This window comes from Leucobacter chromiireducens (genome assembly GCF_003917135.1).
GTDB classification, from domain to species: Bacteria; Actinomycetota; Actinomycetes; order Actinomycetales; family Microbacteriaceae; genus Leucobacter; species Leucobacter chromiireducens_A.
The window spans coordinates 161,179-182,729 of record NZ_RPDI01000002.1 but is presented as its reverse complement, the minus strand read 5'-3'; the positions used below and the strand labels follow the sequence as shown (position 1 = coordinate 182,729).

The window sequence follows — 21,551 nt, the reverse complement described above, 5'->3', positions numbered from 1 at the left end:
GCGCGCGCGATCCCGCCCGCCGCGGCCGCCACCACGCCCGCCGCCGCGGCCGCCCTCGAGCATGCGGAGTTCGGGGTTCAGCCGACCGCGCGCCGCGAGCTCGCCGTCGCGGCCGACGTAGAGCGGCAGCAGCTCCTTCGAGGTGAGCACGTGCTGGTACAGCGGCACCGGGCGGTGCTCGGAGAGGATCACGTCGGTGTCGCCACGCACGGCGTGCATCCAGTCACCGAACTCCTCGGCGTTCGACACGGTGGCCGAGAGCCCGACGAGCCGCACGTGGCGCGGCAGGTGGAGGATGATCTCCTCCCACACGGCACCGCGGAACCGATCACCGAGGTAGTGCACCTCGTCGAGCACCACGAAGGCGAGGTCGGTGAGCGCCGAGGACTCGGCGTAGATCATGTTGCGGAGCACCTCGGTGGTCATCACCACGATGGGCGCGTCGCCGCGGATGTTCAGGTCGCCGGTGAGGAGGCCGACCTCGTCCTCGCCGTACTCGGCGCAGAGCTCGCGGAACTTCTGATTCGACAGCGCCTTGATGGGCGCCGTGTAGAAGATGCGCGCGTCGCGCTCGCGCCTGGCGAGGTACACGGCGAACTCGGCGACGGTGGTCTTGCCGGAGCCCGTCGGGGCCGCGACGAGCACGCTGCGCCCCTCCTCGAGCCGCTCGCACGCGGTGATCTGGAATGCGTCGAGCGGATACTCGAGACGACCGGCGAAGAACTCGAGCGCGGTCTCGCTCACTTGGTGTCCTCAGAGAGATCGGCGCTCACGTCTTCGGTAACGTCGATCCCGTACTCCTCGAACTCGGATTTCTTCCGTTTGTCCACCCGTTTGTCGTGCCAGATCGCGATTCCCGCTGCGCCGAAGTACAGCAGGATCATCGGGACCGCGAGCAGGAACATGCTCATGATGTCGGCCGCCGGCGTGGTGATCGCGGCGAACAGCACGATGAGCAGGATCGCGACGCGCCAGCTCTTCAGGATGGACGCGCCGCGCACCACCCCGATGAAGTTGAGCATGACGAGCAGTGCGGGCAGCACGAAGCCGACGCCCACCGCGAGCAGCAGCTTGATCGCGAAGTCGAGGTACTTGCGCGCGTCGAGGAAGAACGCGTCCTCCGCGGGCTGGAAGCTGGCCATCAGGCGCACAATGTTCGGCAGCACCAGCCACCCGGCGAACGCGCCGCCGAGGAAGAGCGGCACCGCGGCCGCGAGGAATCCCACCCCGTAGAGCTTCTCGCGGCGCGTGAGGCCGGGCGCGAGGAACGCCCAGATCTGGTACAGCCACACGGGCGAGGCGATCAGCACGGCGATGAAGAGCGAAATCTGCACCTTCGTGTCGAACGCGCCGGTGATGTCGCCGTAGGCGATCGTGGCCTCGCGGCCCTGCTCTCCGAGCTGCAGGATCGGCATGCGCAGCACGTCCCACACGAGTGAGGAGAGCAGCCAGCCGGCCACGAGGGCGACGACGATCGCGAGCGCCGCGATCATGAGCCGCTTTCGCAGTTCAACGAGGTGAGCGCCGAGGCTCATCTTGCCTTCTGGGTTGCGCTTCTTTCGCGGCTCTCGTGCCATTCGCTCAGTGTATCCCAGGCGCACGGCCGCGAAGCCGAGAGCGCCTACTCGCCGTAGGCGGCGAGCCCGCGCGCCGCCCACTCGCGCACCACGGCGCGCGCCGCCTCCGGCGCCTCGATCTCGATCTCGCCCGGCGCGACCTGCACGAGCCGGATCGCCGCGTCCGGGTACCAGGCCTCGATGCGCACGCGGAGCACGCCGGGCGCCGACTCGCCGAGCGGCTCCGGCCCGAAGCCCTGGATCCGCTGCAGCGCCGCCTCGGCGACGCGCGCGACGATCTGCGTCGCGTGCGCAGCGGGTGCCGCAGCTTGCGCGACGGCGGTCTCGGCCCGTGCGGGTGCCGCCGCGGCGTCCGTGCCAGCGCCTGCGGGCGCCACGTCGCCGAGCCGCGCGTCGAACATCTGGTCAACGCGGAAGGTGCGGTCGGCCAGCCGGTCGAGGCAGTACGCGCGCAGGTACCAGGCGCCCGGACGCTGCGCGAGCGCGTGCGGGACGACGGTGCGCTCCGTCTCCGCCCCAGCGGCGTCGCGGTAGCGGAAGCGCAGCGTGCGCTGGCCGTCGATCGCGGCGACGATGAGCGGGATCCTGGCGTCCTCCGGATCGGCGCTCACGCTCACCACGGGCGCGCCGGCCGCGCCGAGCGCCCCGCCCAGCTTCTCGGCGGTCGCGCGCGCGAGCTGCGCGTCCGCCTCGGGGAGCACCGCGGTGAGGGCGTGCAGCCCCGCGATCAGCGCGGCGGTCTCGGCCGGCGCGAAGCGCGGCGCGTCCTCAACGGCGACGGTGCGGGTCAGGCTGACGAGATCCTGCTCCTCGAGCGCGTCCCAGTCGATATCGAAGAGGTCCTGATCCTGATAGCTCAGCGTCTCCCCGGGCACGCCAGCGGTGCCGAGAAAGCGCACCAGCGAGCGCAGCAGGGCCGGCGTGACGCCGAACGTCTCGGCGAGCTCGCCGACCGGCACGGGGCCGTGCTCGCGCAGGTAGGGCACGAGCGAGAGCAGCAGCAGCACCCGATCGGGGCCAAGGACCGGACTAGCCATGCGGTGCCTCCTCGTGCGCGGCTGCGATGCGCCGGAGCCCGCCGACGACGAGCTCGCGCAGGGACTCGGGGGCGAGCACCGCGACCTCGGCACCGTAGCCCATCAGCTCCTGCGCAAGCAGGTGGGGATCGAGCATGCCGAGCGTGAGCTCCACCGCGTCGTCCTGCGGCGCGGCTGCTGTGGCGGCGGTGGCGCGCGGGGTGAGCCGCGCCTCGGCGACGGTCCCCCTGCCGACGCGCAGCGTCGCGCGCTGCTGCTCGCGCAGGCGCAGGAGGCCGGCGACCGCCGGCTCAGCCAGCTCGCGAAGCGCCGGGTCGAAGCGGGTCTGCTCCACCACCACGGTGCCGCTCATGCGCGCGAGCAGGAACACCCGCTCGGCCGCGCGGTCCAGATCCCACGAGATGAGGTGCCAGCGGCCGTCGACGCGGTGCAGGCGCAGCGGTGCGACCCGTCGCTCAAGCGGGGCGTCGCGCCCGGGCAGCGTGTACGCGAAGCGCACCACACGCCCGGCGTCGATGGCCTCCTGCAGCGCCGCGGCCGCCGGCTCGGCGGAACCCAGGCGCGGCGCAACACCGAGGTGCTGCAGGTCGAGCCCGGCGCCGAGCGCCTCGAGCTTCATCGCGGCGCGCCGCGACTCGGCGCTCAGGCTGCCCTCCTGCCACGCGAGCGCGGCGAGCCGAAGCAACACGAGCTCGCGCTCGCTGAACCGCAGCTCGGGCGGAAACTCGAGCAGCTCCTTCGAGATCCGGTAGCGGGTGAGCTGATTGTTGCCTGGCTCAAGCGGCGAGTCGAGCGTCTCGATGTGGATCCCGAGCCCGCGCAGCTGCTCCTTGTCGCGCTCGAACTGGCGGTCGAGCGCGGTGCTCGCCGCGTCGCGCGAGAAGCGCTCGGCGTAGCCGTACACCGAGGAGAGCAGCTCACGCTTCGTGAGCCCCTCGGGACTCACGACGAGCGCGAGGACCAGACTGAAGACCCGCTGCTCGCTGGGAACCGCCCCGCGCCCGGCCACCCGCGACCTCAGTTGACGCCGAGGATATCGACGACGACCACGCGGGCCGAGCCGCCCTCGTTCTCCACGATCACGACCTGCGAGCCGACCTGCTTGCCCGTCAGCTCAGCGCGGAACGTGTTCCCCGACTGCGCGACGTCCGCCTCGGAGCCGAAGGACATGAGCCCCTGAGTCCACGAGTTCTGCTGCACCGTGCCGTCCCAGCCGACGCTGAGCACCTGGCCGATGACGTTCTGGTTCGCGCCGACCTGCTCGCCGTCGCCAGCGATGCGCACGGCCGAGCTGGTGCCCTTCGGCGCCTCGCGCGGGGGCAGCACGACGCCGGGCTGGCCGGTCTCGTCGGTCACGACGGCCGGGTAGCCGTTCGGCAGGCCGCGCACGGGGCCCTGCGCCGCGAGCGGGCTCGCCGAGACCACGTCGAGCACGCCGACAAGCGACTCGCCAGCGCTCGAGCCGAGCTGCATCGCGAGCTGGGCGCTGTCGGTCGGCGACAGCGCGAGCACGACACGGTCGCCCTCCGCGGCGCAACGCACGGCCTCGCTCAGCGGGTTCGCCATGTCGGCGGACACGAGCAGGTACTCGGGTGCCTGCGCGGGATCCGCGAGCGCCGGGCTCTCGTACAGCGGCGTCGCGCTCTGCGAGTCGAAGAACGACATGTTGACGCCGACGAGCGTGCCCTCGCCCGCGATCGCGCCATCCGCGTTCGCCTCGGACACGATCGTGCGCTGCGAGGTCAGAATGTCGGTGCCCTCCGGCACCTTCACCTGCGGCGTGGTCCCCGCCTCACCGAGCACCACAACACTGTCGCTGAGCGCGCCGGGCTCCATCACGGGGGTGCAGTCAGCGCGCGCGGCATCCTGCGCGGACGTGCAGCCGGTCACCCCGACGATGAGCAGCGCGGTCGCTGCGGTTGCGGGAACGAGTCGACGAAGCATATGCACCTCTCGCGAAAGCCTGTGTGAACCACGCCATCCTATCGAACCTCGGCTGAGGCTCGCCGCATTGCCGCGCGCAGCAGCCGCCCGCCCCTACTCCGGCGTGTCAGCTCCGCGCTCGCTGGCGAAGGTGCGCGCCTCGCGCACCTTCTTGCGCAGCACCTTCTCGCTCTTCTGGCGCTCGCCGACCACCTCGGGCGTCCACACCTCGTCGCTCGTCACGCCCTCGGCGAGATCGGGCAGCCAGTTCGCGAGGTCAGCGTCGCTGAACTCGCTCTTCGATGCGCGGCGCTTCAGGCTCGGCACCACCGTGTTGGGAGCGAGCCTGCGCGCGGTGATCAGGAAGCCGGTGTGCGCCACCATGCGGTGATCCGGGCGGACCGCGAGGCCCTCGACGTGCCAGCCGCGCACCATCGTCTCCGACGACTGCGGGTGCGTGAACTGGCCGCTGCGCCGGATCTCCTCCGCGGTGCGCGACAGCTGGGTCACCGTCGCGACGTAGCAGATGAGCACGCCACCGGGCTGCAGCGCCTCGGCGGCGACGTCCACGCACTCCCACGGCGCCAGCATGTCGAGCACCACGCGGTCAATCGTGCCGGCAGCGCACGTCGCGGGCAGCGTGTCCTGCAGATCGCCGACGGTGAGCGTCCAGTTCTCCGGCACCGATCCCGAGAACGCGGCAACGTTCGCGCGCGCAACGTCAGCGAACTCGTCGCGGCGCTCGAAGGAGAAGAGCTCGCCGCGCTCGCCGATCCCGCGCAGCAGGTGGAGCGAGAGCGCGCCGGAGCCCACGCCGGCCTCCACGACGCGCGCGCCAGGGAAGATGTCGGCGAGCGAGAGGATCTGCGCGGCGTCCTTCGGGTAGACGATCGCCGCTCCGCGCGGCATCGACATCACGAAGTCGGACAGCAGCGGCCGCAGCACGAGGTACTCCTCACCGCTGCTGTTGCTCACCACCGACGCGTCAGACAGGCCGACAAGATCGGCGTGCAGGATCACACCGCGGTGGCTGTGAAACTCGCCGCCTGGCACGAGCGTGATCGTGTTCAGCCGACCCTTCGGCCCCGTGAGCTGCACGCGGTCGCCGTACCCGAGGGGCCCGCTCGGCGCGGGGGTTCCGGCTGCTGTGTCCTGTTCGCTCACGCGAGTTCTCCTGTTTCTCTGTGCTGCGGTGAATCCTGCCGGGCGCTCGTGTGCGCCCGGAATCGCTCCGAAAGTCTATCGGCGTCCATCCCGGCGAGGCTCGGCCACAGCTCGTGCGCCGGCACGCCGGCGAGATCGACGAGGTTCGGGATCCCAATCGAGACCGCGCCGGACGCGTGCGCCGCGCGCAACCCGCTGCCCGAGTCCTCGAGCGCGAGGCACTCCTCGATCGGCACGCCGAGGAGCGCCGCGCCGAGGTGATACGGCTCCGGGTGCGGCTTCTCGCGCGACACCTCGTCGCCGGCAATCGAGCCGACGAAGCGCGCGTCGGCCGGCAGCAGCGCCAGCACCGCGTCGGCGATCTCGCGCACCGCCATCGTCACGAGCGCGCTCGGGATCCCGGCCGCGCCGAGCGAGCGCAGCAGCTCAACGGCGCCGGGGCGCCACACCGGGCCGGTGGCGCGGAGGCCAGCGATCACCGCGGCCGTCCACTCGGCGATGATCTCGTCAGCCGACAGCGGCACGCCGAGGCGCTGAAACACCGCGGCGGCGGCGCGCAGGCCGGAGCCGACAAGCCCATCGCGCACCTCGTCCGTGAGCTCGATGCCGTAGCGGCGCAGCATCGCCAGCTCGGCGTCAAGCCACAGCGGCTCGGAGTCAATCAGGGTGCCGTCCATGTCCCACAGCACAGCCGCGGGCGTTCGCTCGGAGAGGATCGCGCTCATCCGAACCATTCTACTGAGCCCAGCGAGATATCCTGGTGGGCGATCGTCTCCAGACGTTCAGTTCGTTGTCCCGCAATCGCAAGGAGCCCCTCGTCGTGACCGCCGCCTCTCCCGGGTACCCGCGCGTACTCATCGCCGCCTTCCAGGGCTGGAGCGACGCCGGCGACGCGACGAGCGACGTGCTGCAGCACCTCGCGGAGCTGACGGGCGCCGAACCGCTGCACATCCTCGGCTCCGAGGGCTACGTCGACTACCAGGTGCACCGCCCCAAGCTCACCATCGACGAGCACGGCAACCGGGCCATCGAGTGGCCGGACACGAAGCTGCTCGGCACCGTGCGGCGGCCGGGCGTCGACGTTGATCCCGATCCCGACGCGGAAACCGTGCGCCGGATCGACGGCGGACGCGTGACCGAGCTGTTCCTGCTCTCCGGAGTGGAGCCGGCGCGCGACTGGCAGAACTTCGCCGACGAGATCGTCGAACTCGTCGACGTGTGGGGCATCGACACCGTGATCATCCTCGGCTCGATGTACTCCGACGCGCCGCACTCGCGCCCCGTGGTCACCACGATCACGAGTGACAGCCAGGAGCAGCGCGACCGCACCGGAGCCGTCCGCAGCACGTACGAGGGCCCGGCCGGCATCGCCAGCGTGGTGGAGCTCGCGCTCACCGCGGCGGGGCTGACGCCGATCTCACTGTGGGCGCAGGTGCCGCACTACGTGCACAGCACGCCGTCCCCCAAGGTCACGCTCGCGCTCCTCGACAAGCTCGAGGAACTGCTCGACGTGGTGATCCCGCGCGGCGAGCTGCTGATGCTCGCCAACGACTGGGAGGCGAACATCAACCGCATCGCGGCCGCCGACGAGGACATGACGCGCTACATTCGCGGGCTCGAGGAGTCGCGCGACGAGGCGCTGGCCGCGGAGACCACCGGCGACGCGATCGCCGCGGAGTTCGAGAAGTTCCTGGAGGATGGCTCGCGCGCGGTGACGGTGGAGCCGGACGAGGGCGCGGCGGCTGAGCGGGCTGAGGCTGATCGGGCGGATGAGGATGGTGCGGCCGGTGCGGCCGATCAGGACGGTGCGGCCGAGCAGGCCGCCCGAGACGCGAACACCGCGGATTCGGAAGACGCACCAGGCCCCGATGGCTCTGCGGGCTCGGAGGGCTCCACACCCCCACACGGCACTGCACCGCCGGAGGGCCCCACACCCCCACGCGGAGAAATCTAAACCCTCGGGCGCTTTCGCGCGCACCCCTCCGAGATTCTAGATTTCTCCCGCGCGAAGAGTGCCCCGCGCTCCCGCGCCGCGAGGCCGCAGCACCCCGCTCCGGAGTGCTCCGCCCCGCCGGTCCTCGCTCCGCCCCGCCGGTCCTCGCTACGCCCCGCACCCGAACACGCGGAGAAATCGCAAAGCTCGGGCGCTTTTGCGCGAAAACCTCCGAGATCCGCGATTTCTCCGTCTGTTTCGGTGGGGTGTGGTCGCCTGCGGACGCGGGGGAGGAAGTGGCGCGGTGCGCGCAGGGTGGCGGCCCCTAGAGCCGGACCCCGAGCAGCGCGAGCACCGCGTCAGCGATCAGCTGCGGTGAGTCCACACCCTGATCCAGCGCCGCGTCGAGCGTGGCGAGCATCACCGGAGTGTCCAGATCGTTCGCGAGCGCCGCGCGGAGCTGCTGCACCACCGTACCGGCCGCGACGGGGTCCGCGCTCACACGCGCGAGCCCCGCCCGCCACGCCTCGAGGCGGCGCGTCGCGGTCGCGAGATCGCCGTCCGCCCACTCCCACTCGGAGCGGTAGTGGTGCGTGAGTAGGCCGAGCCGGATCGCCGACGGGTCTGCGCCGCCGTCGAGCAGCTTCGAGACAAACACGAGGTTGCCGCGCGACTTGGACATCTTGTGCCCCTGGTACGCGACGAGCCCAACGTGGCAGTACGCGTGTGCGAGCGGGGTGCCAGACAGCGCGGTCGCGTGCGCTGCGGTGAACTCGTGGTGCGGGAAAATCAGGTCGGAGCCACCGCCCTGCACCGTGAACGCGCCTCCGAGCGCGCCCGTCGCGATCACCGAGCACTCGATGTGCCAACCGGGACGCCCGGCGCCAACGGGTGACTCCCAGCTCGGCTCCCCCGCACGCGCGGCGCGCCACAGCAGCGGGTCGAGTGGACCGCGCTTGCCCGGTCGGTCCGGATCCCCGCCGCGCTCAGCGCTCAAGCGCCGCATCAGCTCGGGATCGTACGGCGCAACGTCGCCGAGCCGCCACTGCGAGTCGCGCTCGGCCGCGGCGGTGTCAAAGTACACGTCGTCGGTGTCCGCCTCGGCGGTGGGCACCCGGTACGCGAAGCCCAGCTCGACGAGCTGCTGGACCGCAGCGGCGATCTCGTCGATCTGCTCGGTCACCGCAATGAAGTGCTCGGGGGGCAGCATCCCCAGCCGGTGCATGTCGGAGCGGTAGAGCCCGATCTGCGAGTCGGCGAGGCCGCGCCAATCGACGCCCGTCTCGTTCGCACGCTCAAGCAGCGGGTCGTCGACGTCCGTGATGTTCTGCGCGTACACGGTCTCGATGCCCGCGTCGCGCCAGGCGCGCTGCATGATGTCGAACGTGAGGTACGTGAACGCGTGCCCGAGGTGCGTGGCGTCGTACGGGGTGATCCCGCACACGTAGAGCAGCGCTCGCCCGTCGGGAATCGCCGGGTGCTCGAGCCGCTCGGTTGCGGTGTTGAAGAGCTTCGGCGCGATCCCCGTGCCGGGCAGCTCGGGGAGTTCTGGCGGGGTCCAGGTCCTCACAGCGCACCCCCCGCAGCGCCGATGGCCGCGCTGACCGCGGCCTCGGTGCCGCCGTCAGCGGAGAGCACGCCGGTGCTCAGCAGCACGATGATCACCGCGCCGAGCAGGATGCGGTACACGACGAACGGCATGAAGCTCCGCTTCGAGATGTACTGCATGAAGAGCCCGATCACGAACAGGGCGACCACGAAGGCGACGATGGTCGCGACGATCGTGAACCCCATCGGGGTGGTGTCCGACGGCGCCTTCAGCGCCTTGAACAGCTGGTAGAAGCCGGAGCCGAACACGGCCGGGATCGCGAGCAGGAACGAGTAGCGCGCGGCCGCCTCGCGGGTGTAGCCCATGAGCAGGCCGGCGGTGATGGTCCCCCCGGAGCGCGACACGCCGGGGATCAGCGCGAGCGCCTGCGCGAAGCCAAAGCCGAGGCCGTGCTTCCAGGTGAGCTGATCGAGGGGGCGCTGCTTGCGGCCGATCCGGTCCGCGATCCCCAGCAGGATGCCGAACACGATCAGCATGATCGCGACGAACCAGAGCGAGCGCAGCGTGCCCTCGATCTGGTCCTGGAACAGCAGACCGAGCACCACGATCGGGATCGTGCCGAGGATGATCCACCACCCCATCAGCGCATCGGGATCCTTGCGGTCCACTTTGCCCGTGAGCGAGGAGAACCAGCGTCCGATGATGCGCACGATGTCGCGCCAGAAGAACACGATCACCGCGGCCTCCGTACCGATCTGCGTGATCGCGGTGAAGGCGGCACCCGCGTCACCGATCCCCATCAGCTCGCTCGCGATGCGGAGGTGCGCGCTCGACGAAATCGGCAGAAACTCGGTGAGCCCCTGGATGATGCCGAGCAGGATCGCCTCGAAGATTCCCATGCTGTCCTTTCGTGGCGGACGCGCAATCGGCGCCCCAGCAAATTCAGGCCGCCGTCCAGACTAGCCCACGCTCACCGCCGTGCCGCTGCGAACGAGCGCGCGGGCGCGGCGCTCAGGCGCGACGCCTAGTAGCTGCGCAGCAGATCGACGAGCACGCGGTGCCCGAAGTCGAGCGCATCGAGCGGCACGCGCTCGTCGACCCCGTGAAACATGCCGGGGAAGTCGAGGTCGGCGGGAAGCCGGAGCGGCGCGAAGCCGTAGCCGACGATGCCGAGCCGCGCGAGCGCCTTGTTGTCGGTGCCGCCGGAGAGCAGGTACGGGAGCACGCGCGCCTCGGGATCGTGGAGGCGCAGGCTCGCCTGCATCGCATCGACGATTTCTCCCTCGAACGGCACCTCGAGCCCGATGTCGGAGTGCACCGACTCGATCTCAATGTCGGGGCCGACGATGCGCTGGATCTCGGCGATCACGCCAGCCTGCTCCACCGGCAGGGAGCGCACGTCGACGAGCGCCTCGGCCGTGTCCGGGATGACGTTGTGCTTGTAGCCCGCGGTGAGCACGGTGGGGTTGCTCGTGTTGCGCAGGCTGGCCTGAATGAAGCCGCCGCCCTTGCCGAGCCGCAGCACGAGCTCCTCGGGGGCGACCTCGAGCGGATCCTCCCCGAAGATGGCCGCGATCTCGCCGATCAGCTCGCGCGTGGTGTCGCAGAGCGCGAGCGGCCACTCGTGCCGCCCGAGCGCCGCGATTGCCTCGGCGAGCCGGGTCACCGCGTTGTCCTGCCACACGCGCGAGCCGTGCGCCGCGGTGCCGCGTGCGCGCAGCCGGATCCAGTCGAGCGCCTTCTCCCCGGTCTGCACGAGGTACGCGCGGGTGCCGCCGATGTCGATCGAGTAGCCACCCACCTCGCTGATCGCGGTGCCGGCTCCGGCGAAGAGCTCCGGGTGGTGCTCAACGAGGTGGTGCGCGCCGTAGACGCCGCCGTTCTCCTCGTCGGCGAAGAACGCGAGCACGACGTCGCGCCGCGGTCGCTCCCCCGCGCGCAGCAGCTCCGCGATCGACGTGAGGATCATGGCGTCCATGTCCTTCATGTCGACCGCGCCGCGCCCCCACAGCATGCCGTCCCGGATCTCACCGGCGAACGGATCGACGCTCCAGTTGGCCGGGTCGGCCGGAACGACATCGAGGTGCCCGTGCAGCACGAGCGCAGGCAGCTCCGGATCGCGCCCAGCGACGCGCGCCACAACGCTCGCGCGCCCCGGCGCCGACTCGATGATGGTCGGTTCGAGTCCCAGCTCCCGCAGGTAGGCGGCAACGTAGTCGGCCGCCGGGCGCTCGGGCTCCGCGTCGCCACCGCCGCGGTTCGACGTATCGATCCGGATCAGGTCGCGGGCGATCCGGACGGTTTCCGACAGCTCGTGCTCGATGGGTGCGGTGCTCATGATCCCCAAGCGTAGCCGCCGGGGGCCCGCCGTGGGTGGCGGGTTGCCCCGCGTGACGTTGATGCTGCAGCTGCCGGCCCTCGCCGTCTTCCCGGATCGGGGTCACTTCGGCAGGGTGTCGCGACGTCCACCACCGTGACACCCTGCCGAAGTGACCCCGATCCTTGGGGCGGGCACGCCCTCGAGTGATCAGAAGTCCCTGAGAATGCGCCTGCTGCGCTCGGCGGCGCCCCGGGTGGACACTGATGCCGAGGCGCTTCGCCTCACGCACCCGAATCGAAACGAGGTTCCGTCATGAACACCACCATCGTGCCCGAGCGCTTCGCCGACAAGACCGCCATCGTCACCGGCGCCGGCTCCGGCATCGGCAAGGCGATCGCGCAGCGCATTCTCGCGGAGGGCGGCACCGTCGTCGCCTCAGACGTCTCCGCCGAGCGCCTCGCCGCCTTCGCTGAGGAGGCTGCGTCAGATCGGCTCCGCACCGTGGTGAGCGACGTCACCAACGAGGACGACGTGGCGAAGGTCGTCGCCGCGGCGGGCGGCACCGTCGACGCCGTGGCAAACAACGCTGGGATCATGGACGGCTTCCTGCCGGCGCACGAGGTCGAGGATGAGCTCTGGCAGCGCGTGTTCGACATCAACGTGATGGGCGTCATGCGGCTCACGCGTGCGGTGCTGCCCGGCATGCTGGAGCGCGGCGCGGGCACGATCGTGAATACGGCGAGCGAGGCCGGCATCCGCGGCAACGCTGCCGGCGCCGCGTACACGGCATCGAAGCACGCGGTGGTCGGCTTCACGAAGAACACCGCGTTCATGTACGGCAGGCAGGGCGTCCGCGTGAACGCGGTCGCACCCGGCGGCGTCGCGACGAACGTCGACGGCACCTTCAAGTCGGACTTCGCGGCGCAGCTGATGGGACCCGCATTCCAGACCCTCGGCTTCGCGCCGGCTTCGCCTGAGCAGCTCGCGAGTGCGATCACGTGGCTGTTGAGCGACGACTCGAGCAACGTGAACGGCGTTGTGCTCGCCTCGGACGGTGGCTGGTCGGCGCAGTAGCCGCCGCGCCCACGCCCCGCCCCCGCTGCCCCCAGGATCGCCGCCCCCAGGATCGGGGTCACTCCGGCAGGGTGTTGCCGTGCCACGCCGCGCGACACCCTGCCGGAGTGACCCCGATCCCGGGGGGACGGGCAGGGGGCGCGGGGCGCAGCGCGCCAACGGGGCAGCGCCCTCCCGGAAACAGCGAAGCCCCCTTCCGAAGAAGGGGGCTTCTGCCATTCACGTGCGCGGAGGGGGACTTGAACCCCCACGCCCTAATACGGGCACTAGCACCTCAAGCTAGCGCGTCTGCCATTCCGCCACCCGCGCGAACACTGTGATTTGTTCTTCCCGGTGTCTCACCGGCCGAACAGATAGTAATTTAGCACGGATTCACGAACGCCCTCCAATTCGGCCGGGAACTCGCGCGCGTCGCGCATGATTCCGCGGTTCTGCTCAGCGCCCAATTTCGGCGATCGTGGCGCCCGTCGCCGCCGCGAGCTCGGCGGGCGCCAGCTCGAGACTGAGCCCCCGCCGCCCGCCGGACACGAACACCGTGCCGTGCGCGAGCGCCGACGCGTCGAGCACCGTGCGCAACCGACTCCGCTGCCCGAGCGGGCTGATGCCCCCGACAACGTAGCCCGTGCGACGCTCGGCGAGCGCCGGATCCGCCATCGCGGCACGCTTGCCCCCGAGCGCTGCGGCGAGCGCCTTCAGCCCGAGCATGCCGGACACGGGCACGATCCCGACCGCGAGGGTCCCGTCGACGTCGGCGAGGAGGGTCTTGAACACGCGCTCCTCCGCGACCCCGAGGGCCGCGGCGGCCTCACCCCCGAAGTCGGTGGCAGCAGCGTCGTGCGTGTAGCTGTGCGCGGTGAACGCGATCCCGAGCTGCGTGAGTGCGGCAATCGCTGGGGTTGATCCGGATCCGGCTTTCTTGCCCATGCGCCCCACACTACCGATCGGACGCGGGGCCGCTCCCCGCTACGGGCGGAGTCGCCGACGCAGCAGGTCGATGCGTTTCTGGAGCTGCGTGACCGAGGACTGGGCGACCGGCGGCCCGCCGCAGACCCGGCGCAGCTCGTTGTGGATCTCCTTGTGCGGCTCCCCCGACACCTTGGAGTACATGCCGACGAGGCTGTTCAGCAGTTTCCGCTGCTCGCCGAGCGTGCGGTGCAGGGCCTCTGGTTGCTGCGCGCGGTCCGGGGCGTGCTCGAGGATCCCCTGCTTCTCTGCGCTGGATCGCGCCTGGCGGGCCTGCCGCTGCTGGAGCAGTGCGCGCACCTCCTGCGGTTCGAGCAGCCCGGGGAAGCCGAGGAACTCGAGCTCTTCCTCGCTCTCGACCTCGGCGTAGCCGCCGAACTCCGCGCCGTCGAACACGGCGCGGTCGAAGTGGGCGTCGGAGGAGAGCGCCTGGTAGACGAAGCCCTCGCCCTCGGCGAGCTCCTCGGACGCGCGGTCCTCCTTCTCGGCCTCCGCCATGAGCGCGGCTTCCGCGTCCCACATCTCCTCGGCGCTCTTCGGCCCTTCGAGGACGTGGCCGCGCTCCTTCTCGAGTTCGGCTGCGAGCTGCATGAGGGCCGGCACGTTCGGGATGAACACGGAGGCGACCTCGCCGCGGCGGCGGGAGCGCACGAAGCGACCGATGGCCTGCGCGAAGAACAGCGGGGTCGAGGAGCTCGTCGCGTACACGCCGACCGCGAGCCGCGGCACGTCGACGCCCTCGGACACCATGCGCACGGCGACCATCCAGCGCGAGTCCCCCTTGGAGTACTCGTCGATGCGCTCGGAGGCTCCGCTGTCGTCGGAGAGGATCAGGGCGACCTCCTCCCCCGTGATCGCCTGCAGCTGCTGCGCGTACGCCTTCGCCGCTGCGTGATCCGTCGCGATCACGAGCCCCCCGGCGTCGGGGATCTGCTGGCGCACCTCGGAGAGGCGGCGGTCGGCGGCGCGCAGCACCTTCGCGATCCAGTCGCCTGCCGGGTCGAGCGCGGTGCGCCACGCCTGCGAGGTGATGTCCTTCGTGTTGCCCTCGCCGAGTGCGGCTTCCATCTCCTCGCCGGCCGAGGTCTGCCACCGCATCTTGCCCGCGTAGACCATGAAGATCACCGGGCGGACGATGCCGTCGGCGAGGGCGCGCCCGTAGCCGTAGTCGTAGTCGGTGAGCGACACCTTCGAGCCGTCGCCCTGCGGCGCGTACTGCACGAACGGGATGGGCGCCTCGTCGGAGCGGAACGGTGTCCCGGTAAGCGAGAGTCGGCGCTTCGCCGAACCGTACGCCTCGCGGATCGCGTCGCCCCAGCTGAGCGCGTCGCCGCCGTGGTGCACCTCGTCCATGATGACGAGCGTGTCGGCGTGCTCCGTGAGCAGCCGGTGCTGCACCGGCTTCATGGCCACCTGGGCGTACGTCACCGCGACGCCGTGGTAGTGCCTCCCGTAGCCGAGACCGTCGGCGTTCGAGTAGTCGGGGTTGAGTCGGATGCCCGCGCGCGCGGCCGCGTCGGCCCACTGCTTCTTCAGGTGCTCGGTCGGCGCGACCACGATGATCTGGCTCACGGTGTGATTGGCACGCAGGATCGAGGCGAGGCGCAGCGCGAACGTCGTTTTGCCTGCGCCAGGGGTCGCCGAGGCGAGGAAGTCCCGAGGCGCCGCCTCCAGGTACTTCCTGATCGCCTCCTCCTGCCAGGCGCGCAGCGTGCCGGCGGTGCCGTGCGCCGCGCGCTCAGGATAGGCGGGCGGCAGGTGCTCGGCGGCGCTGGTCCCCGGCAGGTGGAGGCCCGGGTCCGAATCTGTCACAGCGCCCTAGACTATCGGTACTACGTGCACACCAGACCCGGTGCGCCGCGGGAGAATGAGGAGTTTCGGTATGGCACAGGATGGGACGGGTGTGGAGCTCCCCTGGTCACGCTTTGTGGCCATTGGTGATTCCTTCACCGAGGGCGTCGGCGATCCGGACGCGGACAGCCCGGGCGGGTTGCGCGGCTGGGCGGATCGCTTCGCCGAGGTACTCGCGAGCTTCGACGAGGAGTTCTCGTACGCCAATCTCGCGGTGCGCGGCAAGCTGATCCAGCAGATCACCGACGAACAGGTGGCGGCCGCCGAAGATCTCCGCCCGGACCTCATCAGTGTGTGCGCTGGCGGCAACGACGTGATCCGCCCCGGCAGCGATCCCGATGAGGTGGCAGCGAAGCTCGATCAGATCGTTGCACGCCTCTCCGAGACCGGCGCGACGATCCTGCTGTTCACGGGCGTGGACACCGCGTTCCAGCCCGTGTTCCGCAGCATCCGTGGCAAGGTCGCGATCTTCAACGAAAATGTGCGGAAGGTGGCGCAGCGCCACGACTGCGTCGTCGTGGATCAGTGGGCGCTCGCCGAGCTCCAGGACAGCCGGTTCTGGGCTGGCGACCGCCTGCACCTGAACGCGCTCGGCCACCACACGATCGCGCGCGCCGCGCTCGACGCGCTCAACGTGCCGCACGAGCTCGGCCCGCTTGACCCGCCGCCGCTGCCGGAGCGCAACTGGCGCGAGGCGCGCAAAGAGGACGTCGTGTGGGCGCGCGAGCACCTGGTGCCGTGGGTGATCCGCCGCATCAAGCACGTCTCGTCTGGCGACGGGATCGTCGCGAAGCGCCCGGAGCCGGTCGCGGTGTTCTCGCCCAGGCACGGGGCTGACGCGGCGGAGTCGAACGAGTAGGCTGGCGGCATGGCATCTCTCACGAAGCAGCTCGCAGACACCGTGACGCAGGTTGGGGTGCACTCCTCGTACGGAGCGCCCGTCGAGGTGGACGGCACCACGATCATGCCCGTCGCCTGCACCATGTACGGCTTCGGCGCTGGCGAAGGCTCCGGTGAGGGATCGGGCGACGGCGAGGGCGATCTCGCCGGTGCCGGCGAGGCCTCGGGCGGCGGGGGCGGCGGCGTGTCGGTCCCCGTTGGCGCGTACGTCACCCGCGAGGGGCGCACCCGCTTTGAGCCGAACGTGATCGCGCTGCTCGTGGTGGCCGCACCGTTCGTGTGGGTCGCGGGGCGCGCACTCGCGCGCATCATCCGCGCGCTGAAGCGCTAGCCGTTCGCGGCGGCCGGTCGCCAGGTGAGCGGCGTCCGCGGCAGCTGATCGGGATCGAAGCGCTGGATCAGCTGCGCGGCGGTGACGCCGTCGGCGTCGGACGCGGCCGCGAGGCCGAGCGACGCCGCGAGTTCGGTGCGAACGCGATCCGGCGTGACCCCCTGCTCTCGCAGCTCCGCGAGGGTCACCGCGCCGTCGCGCTTCGCGAGGCGCTTCCCGTCGGGGCCGAGCACGAGCGGCACGTGCGCGTAGGCGACCGCCGGCGGGCTCGGGAGGCCGAGCAGCCGCTGCAGCAGGATCTGGCGCGGCGTCGACGGCGCGAGGTCGTCGCCGCGCACGATCTGGTCGATGCCCATCGCCGCGTCGTCGACCACGACGGCGAGGTTGTAGGCGACGGTGCCGTCGCCGCGCCGCAGCACGAGGTCGTCGATCTCGCCGCGCGTCTGCTCCCCCAGTACGAGGTCCGTGTAGCCCGGCGCCGCGGTGCCCGCCGGCACGCGGAGGCGGAGCGCGGGGCGGCGCGGCAGGATCCGCTCGCGCGCCGCCGCCCGCTCGGCGTCGCTCAGCTCGCGGCAGGTGCCGGGGTACGCGCCCGGCGGGGCGTGCGGCGCGGTGGGCGCGGCCAGGATGTCCTTGCGCGTGCAGAAGCACTCGTAGACGAGGCCGGCGCCCGCGAGCTGCGCGATCGCCGCGTCGTGATCGGCGCCCCGCTCGGACTGCAGCACCGGCTCCCCGTCCCAGTCGAGGCCGAGCGCCGCCAGGTCGGCGAGCTGCCGCGCCGCACTCCCCGAATCTCGCGCGCGGTCGAGATCCTCGATCCGGATCAGGAAGTCCCTGCCGCTCGCACGGGCGAAGAGCCACGCGAGGAGCGCCGTGCGCAAATTGCCGAGGTGCAGGTCCCCTGAGGGGCTCGGGGCGTAGCGGCCGGCCCCCGTGACGCGTTCTGGCATGCGCCCATCCTCCCACGGCGCGGGTTGGCATCCGCGGCGCTCCGCTCCGTAGACTCGGGAGCACGCGCAGGACCGATCCGCACCGTACCGATCCGCACCGTACCGTACCGTACCGACAAGGAAGACGAACATGGCTGATGTGCACGACCTCGAACGCCGCCTCGGCGACCGCCTCGTTCGCGACCCGGAAGCGCTCGTCGCCCTCGCGCGCGACAGCTCGCGGGTGGGGCCGGAGGGCGCGCCGCTCGCCGCGGTGCTGGCGCGCAGCACCGAGGATGTGTCGCTCGCGCTCGCGTGGGCGCACGAGCACGGGGTGCCGGTGAGCGTGCGCGGCGCAGGCACCGGCCTCGCCGGCGGGGCGAACGCGTACGCGGACGGGCTGGTCGTCTCACTCGCCGGCATGACCGACATCATCGAGGTCGACGCGGCGAACCGCACGGCCACCGTGCAGGCCGGCGTGATCACGGCGCAGCTCGACACACGGGCGCGCGAGGAGGGTCTGCTCTTCCCGCCGGACCCCGCGAGCGCGCGCACCTCGACGGTCGGCGGCAACATCGCGACGAACGCCGGCGGGCTGCGCTGCGTGGCGCACGGGGTGACGAGCGACGCGGTGGCCGCGCTGACCGTGGTGCTCGCCGACGGCCGCGTCATGCGCACCGGCGCGCGCACGCGCAAGAACGTGGTCGGCTACGACCTCACCAGCCTGTTCGTTGGCTCGGAGGGCACGCTCGGCGTGATCACCGAGGCGACGGTGCGGCTGAAGCCCATCCCGCCCGGCGCTCCGCGCACGTTCCGTGCGAGCTTCGACACGCTCGAGGCCGCCGGCGACGCCGTCACCGCGATCGTGAACGGCGACGCGCAGCCCGAGGTGCTCGAGCTGATGGACGCGCTGAGCGTTGAGATCATCGAGTCGTTCCAGCCGAGCGGGCTGACGGTGCCGGCCGGGGCGATGCTTGTTGGCCAGACGGTGGGCCTCGACGCCGCGGCGAAGGCTGAAGCGATCACGGCGACGTGCCGTGCGCTCGGCGCGAGCGACACCGAAATCTCGGAGACCGACGCCCTGCTGGAGGCGCGGCGGCTCTCGAACCCGGCGCTCAACGCGCGTGGCCTCAAGATCGGTTGCGACGTCGGCGTCCCGGTTGCGGCGCTCGCCGAGGTGTTCCACGGCATCGCGGAGATTTCCGCCAGCCACGGGAAGCGCGTCTCAACGGTCGCGCACGCCGGCGACGGGAACCTGCACTGCACGGTCGAGGCCCCGGACGACGCGGCGGGGATCGCGGCGGCCGACGCGGTGATCGACGACATCACGCGGCTCGCGCTCGCGCTCGGCGGCACGATCTCGGGCGAGCACGGCATCGGCTCGGTGAAGCGGCACGAGCTCCCCTGGCAGCTGGACTCCGCGGCGCTCGACGTGCAGCGCGCGATCAAGCAGGCCCTCGACCCTGTCGGAATCCTCACCCCGGGCCGCGCGATCTAACCCGGGCCCCGGGCGCCCCTGGCACCCCCGCGGGGCGCCCCCCCATCGAAACGTGGCAAACCGACCCTTCCCGCGGCTGAAGGGTCGGTTTGCCACGTTTCGATTGGACAAGCGGGGGCAACTAGTATGCGAGATCCACCATCTGCTTCTTCTCGCTCGCGTGGTGGTTCTTGTCCCCGGCGTAAGATACCGTGCACTCGATCTCGCCGGCGGTCCACTCCGAGCGCTCCTCGAAGGTGAACGTGTACAGTCCGGCCGCGAGCTGGGTCGTCCCCAGCTCCACCGTGCCGCAGCGGAGCGACACGGTGCCCGTTGGGATTGTCCCGTGCACGCCGTCGATGCGGCCGCTCACGGTGATGGATCGCGGATCAGCAACCTTGATCGACATGCCGAGGTAGGAGCGATCGTTCAGACCGCCCGCCGCAATCGATGCGGAGACCCCGGCCCAGGAGAGGCCGCCGACGAGGCCGACCGCGAGCAGCGTCGACCCGATGATCCGCCCCCGTCGCCGCGGGCGTCGCGGGGTGTGTGTCTCTGCCGTGTACTCCGAGCGATGCGCGTGCTCCGCGTTCATTCGTCCTCCTCCTGCGTGCTCCCCGCGGCGGCCACGACTGGCGCGCTCGGCGTGATCTTGGTGGGGGCTTTCGCAACCGTGTGCGTCCCGGTCGCGTCCGCGAATTGCCCGTTGACCGAGGATTGGTAGTGCATCGACACCGGGTAGTCTCCGACGTCGCGCGCGGCGGCCGGTGTGGTGAATGCTCCCCACCGGTTCGTGAGGTCGAAGTCCGTCTCCGATTCGACTCCCTCGAGTGTGAGCGTGACTTTCCCGTCCGTCGAGGCGCTCGGCACCAGCATCCGAATGGCGCCCTCCTGCCCGTACTCGATGGGCGAGGCCTGCACCTCTGCCGGGAGCTCCACGATGTTCGGGGCCACCGTACCGAACAGGTACGCAGACGAGAGGTTCCAGACGGGCTCGCCACCGTCCGGATTGGGCAGGCTGCCGTAGTAGCCGAAGTTAGACACCGCAGCGCGCGAACCGCTGACGTACACGCCACCACCGCCCCACTCGACGCCGAGGTAGCCCTCGCGTTGCGGCACCTTGGGTTTGAGGAGCTGCACCGGTTCGACCTCTCGCCGGTTGGCGACCACCTCCGGTCCCGCTGGTGCCGTGATCTGGCGCGTGTCAAACACGTGCACCTCACCCTCGGCGACGTGCGGGGTCCCCTCATCGTCGAAGAGGTAGGAGTAGCTACTCACGAGCAGCGCATTCCCCTGGAGCGCGAACCCGGACCCGAAGTTCTGCGTGTGCCGAGGCGGGAGAAGCTTCGGTGCGATTTGCTCGCCCGTCTGCAGACTGTAGGTGTACACGGCCCCGCGGGTCGTGGTGCCGTAGGCGACGCTGTTGTCGTTCACGCCCTCGTTCGGGTCGTCCACGCTGTCGCCGAAGTAGTTGTACTCCATCGGGCTGGCGACGTAGAGCGTGTCGCCGTCGATCTTCATGCGATAGCCGAACGCCGGGAGCGCACCAATCTTGCCGAAGTCGGTGCCGTCGGCCCAGGGCTGCTTGACGACCATGGGCGAGCCAAAGAGGTTGTCGCGTTTCCAGATGAAGAGCAGCTGGTCGCTCATCCACACGTTGTCAACGAGGGTGCGTCGACGCGTAGTGGCCGCAACGACGTAGTCCTCGCTCATCGCGAAGCTGGAACCGATCCCGTAGAGCGAGCCAAACAGCTGAACGCCGTTCTCGTCCTTCGGCACCACCGCTTTCATCTCACCGGTGGTCACGTCGACGGTGAACATCGATCCCGCACCGTTGCCGAGCACCTCATCGCCAGGCTCCGGTCGCCGCTCCGAAAGGTTGTCTCCGAGCACCAGCGTGTCGCCTTCCCACGCAATGTGGTCGCCGAAGGTGGGGGCGAACTTGTAGTAGGGCCCGAACTCGAGGCCCTCGGGCCGCGCAACCGCGCGCGACAACGCCCACTCCCCGGTCCCGTCGAGCTCGTAAATGAGCAGCGCGACGTCGCGCTCCTCTCCCTTGATCTCGAGCTTGCCCTTCCGCACGTTGGTGATGAGCATGCCGCGATCCATGTTGATCAGGAGCTGATCGCCGAGCTCCATCCCGCTCTTGGGCGCGGTGACGTGCTTCTCCTCGATCACCTCGTTCGCGTCGTTGAAGCGGATCACCTCGATGTCACCGGTGGCCCCGGTGTCGTCGATGACCGTGTTGGTGCGGCGCACCACCGCCATGTACTCCTTGTCGATCGCCAAACCGCGCGCCGTACCGCGGACCGAGTCGTCCCGAAACTCGTAGAGCTCGTGGACTTCCGGAAACACCGGGTCGTCTGCCCGCGCGGGGCTGGTCCCCGGAAGCAGACCGAGCGGGACGAGCACGATCGCGATCAGGCCTGCGGCGAGGAGCCCGCGGGACGCGCGGCGCGTCCGACGTCGGCTCGGTGCGTAACTCAAACTCACGTGAGGGTTCCTCTCCTTGCAGCAGCCCCG

The 21,551-nt window shown here is 70.7% G+C and carries 20 protein-coding genes and 1 tRNA gene; 5 read left to right on the top strand and 16 right to left on the bottom strand.

What is annotated here, in order from left to right; all coding sequences use genetic code 11:
* From EGM46_RS01980 to EGM46_RS01950, 7 genes are all read right to left on the bottom strand, one after another.
* The coding region (locus EGM46_RS01980) for a DEAD/DEAH box helicase (protein ID WP_125098488.1) at positions 1-744 on the bottom strand (744 nt) is incomplete at its 3' end.
* Entirely contained in the window at positions 741-1,577 is an 837-nt protein-coding gene (gene tatC, locus EGM46_RS01975; protein ID WP_206427469.1) for a twin-arginine translocase subunit TatC, read from the bottom strand. The genes EGM46_RS01980 and tatC, both read right to left, overlap by 4 nt.
* A gap of 44 nt (positions 1,578-1,621) precedes the next feature.
* The gene (locus EGM46_RS01970; RefSeq protein ID WP_125098487.1) at positions 1,622-2,614 is read right to left on the bottom strand and encodes a helix-turn-helix transcriptional regulator; all 993 of its coding nucleotides are present in this window, start codon (positions 2,612-2,614) and stop codon (positions 1,622-1,624) included.
* Entirely contained in the window at positions 2,607-3,623 is a 1,017-nt protein-coding gene (locus tag EGM46_RS01965) for a helix-turn-helix transcriptional regulator (protein WP_125098486.1), read from the bottom strand. Before EGM46_RS01965 ends, EGM46_RS01970 begins: the two co-directional genes overlap by 8 nt.
* Before the next feature lie 8 nt (positions 3,624-3,631).
* A complete protein-coding gene (locus EGM46_RS01960; protein ID WP_125098485.1) occupies positions 3,632-4,558 on the bottom strand; it encodes a peptidylprolyl isomerase in 927 nt (308 codons plus the stop codon).
* Positions 4,559-4,651: 93 nt separating this feature from the next.
* The gene (locus tag EGM46_RS01955; RefSeq protein WP_125098484.1) at positions 4,652-5,701 is read right to left on the bottom strand and encodes a tRNA (adenine-N1)-methyltransferase; all 1,050 of its coding nucleotides are present in this window, start codon (positions 5,699-5,701) and stop codon (positions 4,652-4,654) included.
* Positions 5,698-6,426, bottom strand: a complete 729-nt coding sequence (locus tag EGM46_RS01950) for an HAD family hydrolase (protein WP_241156118.1) — start codon at positions 6,424-6,426, stop codon at positions 5,698-5,700. Before EGM46_RS01950 ends, EGM46_RS01955 begins: the two co-directional genes overlap by 4 nt.
* Before the next feature lie 95 nt (positions 6,427-6,521).
* Here EGM46_RS01950 and EGM46_RS01945 point away from each other — a divergent pair, with 95 nt between their 5' ends.
* Entirely contained in the window at positions 6,522-7,655 is a 1,134-nt protein-coding gene (locus tag EGM46_RS01945) for a PAC2 family protein (RefSeq protein ID WP_125098483.1), read from the top strand.
* A 304-nt stretch (positions 7,656-7,959) separates the two neighbouring features.
* Here EGM46_RS01945 and mshC read toward each other — a convergent pair whose 3' ends face one another.
* The 3 genes from mshC to EGM46_RS01930 all read right to left on the bottom strand — a co-directional run bounded on the left by mshC (position 7,960) and on the right by EGM46_RS01930 (position 11,521).
* Positions 7,960-9,204, bottom strand: a complete 1,245-nt coding sequence (mshC, locus tag EGM46_RS01940; RefSeq protein ID WP_125098482.1) for a cysteine--1-D-myo-inosityl 2-amino-2-deoxy-alpha-D-glucopyranoside ligase — start codon at positions 9,202-9,204, stop codon at positions 7,960-7,962.
* Entirely contained in the window at positions 9,201-10,082 is an 882-nt protein-coding gene (locus tag EGM46_RS01935) for an undecaprenyl-diphosphate phosphatase (RefSeq protein WP_125098481.1), read from the bottom strand. The genes mshC and EGM46_RS01935 overlap by 4 nt, the downstream gene beginning before the upstream one ends.
* Before the next feature lie 125 nt (positions 10,083-10,207).
* The gene (locus tag EGM46_RS01930) at positions 10,208-11,521 is read right to left on the bottom strand and encodes a M20/M25/M40 family metallo-hydrolase (RefSeq protein ID WP_125098480.1); all 1,314 of its coding nucleotides are present in this window, start codon (positions 11,519-11,521) and stop codon (positions 10,208-10,210) included.
* A gap of 294 nt (positions 11,522-11,815) precedes the next feature.
* Here EGM46_RS01930 and EGM46_RS01925 point away from each other — a divergent pair, with 294 nt between their 5' ends.
* Positions 11,816-12,577, top strand: coding sequence for an SDR family NAD(P)-dependent oxidoreductase (locus EGM46_RS01925; protein WP_125098479.1), 762 nt, complete (start codon positions 11,816-11,818; stop codon positions 12,575-12,577).
* A 224-nt stretch (positions 12,578-12,801) separates the two neighbouring features.
* Here the strand turns inward: EGM46_RS01925 and EGM46_RS01920 are convergent.
* The 3 genes from EGM46_RS01920 to EGM46_RS01910 form a co-directional block, all read right to left on the bottom strand.
* Positions 12,802-12,886, bottom strand: a tRNA-Leu gene (locus EGM46_RS01920).
* 126 nt (positions 12,887-13,012) lie between these two features.
* Positions 13,013-13,501, bottom strand: coding sequence for a Cys-tRNA(Pro) deacylase (gene ybaK, locus EGM46_RS01915; RefSeq protein WP_125098478.1), 489 nt, complete (start codon positions 13,499-13,501; stop codon positions 13,013-13,015).
* A gap of 39 nt (positions 13,502-13,540) precedes the next feature.
* A complete protein-coding gene (locus EGM46_RS01910) occupies positions 13,541-15,352 on the bottom strand; it encodes a DEAD/DEAH box helicase (RefSeq protein ID WP_125098477.1) in 1,812 nt (603 codons plus the stop codon).
* 70 nt (positions 15,353-15,422) lie between these two features.
* Between EGM46_RS01910 and EGM46_RS01905 the strand changes: the two genes are divergently transcribed.
* Positions 15,423-16,250, top strand: coding sequence for an SGNH/GDSL hydrolase family protein (locus EGM46_RS01905; RefSeq protein WP_125098476.1), 828 nt, complete (start codon positions 15,423-15,425; stop codon positions 16,248-16,250).
* A gap of 9 nt (positions 16,251-16,259) precedes the next feature.
* On the top strand, positions 16,260-16,622 hold the full coding sequence (locus EGM46_RS01900; protein ID WP_125098475.1) for a spore germination protein GerW family protein: 363 nt from the start codon (positions 16,260-16,262) through the stop codon (positions 16,620-16,622).
* On the opposite strand, the gene gluQRS is transcribed toward EGM46_RS01900, so the two are convergent.
* Positions 16,619-17,572: a tRNA glutamyl-Q(34) synthetase GluQRS gene (gene gluQRS / locus EGM46_RS01895; RefSeq protein WP_125098474.1), complete on the bottom strand. Its 954-nt coding sequence runs from the start codon at positions 17,570-17,572 to the stop codon at positions 16,619-16,621. The genes EGM46_RS01900 and gluQRS overlap by 4 nt on opposite strands.
* 130 nt (positions 17,573-17,702) lie before the next feature.
* Here gluQRS and EGM46_RS01890 point away from each other — a divergent pair, with 130 nt between their 5' ends.
* A complete protein-coding gene (locus tag EGM46_RS01890) occupies positions 17,703-19,049 on the top strand; it encodes an FAD-binding oxidoreductase (RefSeq protein ID WP_125098473.1) in 1,347 nt (448 codons plus the stop codon).
* A gap of 121 nt (positions 19,050-19,170) precedes the next feature.
* Here the strand turns inward: EGM46_RS01890 and EGM46_RS01885 are convergent, their stop codons facing one another.
* Together EGM46_RS01885 and EGM46_RS01880 are read right to left on the bottom strand one after the other, a co-directional pair.
* On the bottom strand, positions 19,171-19,623 hold the full coding sequence (locus EGM46_RS01885; protein ID WP_125098472.1) for an Ig-like domain-containing protein: 453 nt from the start codon (positions 19,621-19,623) through the stop codon (positions 19,171-19,173).
* Entirely contained in the window at positions 19,620-21,521 is a 1,902-nt protein-coding gene (locus EGM46_RS01880; protein ID WP_125098471.1) for a hypothetical protein, read from the bottom strand. Before EGM46_RS01880 ends, EGM46_RS01885 begins: the two co-directional genes overlap by 4 nt.
* Positions 21,522-21,551: the final 30 nt, after the last annotated feature.

What these genes read in the sequence shown, in the direction of transcription:
- tatC (WP_206427469.1), bottom strand. Translation starts at nt 1,577, where the DNA reads ATGGCACGAGAGCCGCGAAAGAAGCGCAACCCAGAAGGCAAGATGAGC.
- EGM46_RS01970 (WP_125098487.1), bottom strand. Translation starts at nt 2,614, where the DNA reads ATGGCTAGTCCGGTCCTTGGCCCCGATCGGGTGCTGCTGCTGCTCTCG.
- EGM46_RS01960 (WP_125098485.1), bottom strand. Translation starts at nt 4,558, where the DNA reads ATGCTTCGTCGACTCGTTCCCGCAACCGCAGCGACCGCGCTGCTCATC.
- EGM46_RS01950 (WP_241156118.1), bottom strand. Translation starts at nt 6,426, where the DNA reads ATGAGCGCGATCCTCTCCGAGCGAACGCCCGCGGCTGTGCTGTGGGAC.
- EGM46_RS01935 (WP_125098481.1), bottom strand. Translation starts at nt 10,082, where the DNA reads ATGGGAATCTTCGAGGCGATCCTGCTCGGCATCATCCAGGGGCTCACC.
- EGM46_RS01930 (WP_125098480.1), bottom strand. Translation starts at nt 11,521, where the DNA reads ATGAGCACCGCACCCATCGAGCACGAGCTGTCGGAAACCGTCCGGATC.
- EGM46_RS01925 (WP_125098479.1), top strand. Translation starts at nt 11,816, where the DNA reads ATGAACACCACCATCGTGCCCGAGCGCTTCGCCGACAAGACCGCCATC.
- ybaK (WP_125098478.1), bottom strand. Translation starts at nt 13,501, where the DNA reads ATGGGCAAGAAAGCCGGATCCGGATCAACCCCAGCGATTGCCGCACTC.
- EGM46_RS01905 (WP_125098476.1), top strand. Translation starts at nt 15,423, where the DNA reads ATGGCACAGGATGGGACGGGTGTGGAGCTCCCCTGGTCACGCTTTGTG.
- EGM46_RS01900 (WP_125098475.1), top strand. Translation starts at nt 16,260, where the DNA reads ATGGCATCTCTCACGAAGCAGCTCGCAGACACCGTGACGCAGGTTGGG.
- gluQRS (WP_125098474.1), bottom strand. Translation starts at nt 17,572, where the DNA reads ATGCCAGAACGCGTCACGGGGGCCGGCCGCTACGCCCCGAGCCCCTCA.
- EGM46_RS01890 (WP_125098473.1), top strand. Translation starts at nt 17,703, where the DNA reads ATGGCTGATGTGCACGACCTCGAACGCCGCCTCGGCGACCGCCTCGTT.
- EGM46_RS01885 (WP_125098472.1), bottom strand. Translation starts at nt 19,623, where the DNA reads ATGAACGCGGAGCACGCGCATCGCTCGGAGTACACGGCAGAGACACAC.